Genomic DNA, 237 nt, shown 5'->3' with positions numbered 1-237 from the left:
GCTCTCACGCCCATGCAGAAACGCGGCGGCGACACTGTGCGTCGACGCGTTGATTGCGGTTTCGATGGTATCGGTCACAAAGGCGGAAGCCGCCAGGCCTGCGTCGCAACGGCTCAAGGCGGTCTGCAGATCGACCCCTTCACGCATCAGGTCGACGAAGAATTCGATCTTGTCGGTGCTGGCGCCCACTTCACGCATGGCGTGCAGATAGAGTTCGAAGTGGCTGTAGTGACCACC

The 237-nt window shown here is 60.8% G+C and carries 1 protein-coding gene; it reads right to left on the bottom strand.

Going from position 1 to position 237, the window contains the following annotated elements; translation table 11 throughout:
- On the bottom strand, positions 1 to 237 hold a 237-nt coding region (locus AC0L20_RS41825), incomplete at both ends, for a DUF3050 domain-containing protein (protein ID WP_473295966.1).

It is taken from the genome of Bradyrhizobium sp. Kon58, assembly GCF_055807455.1.
This window is presented reverse-complemented; position numbering and strand designations above follow the sequence as displayed.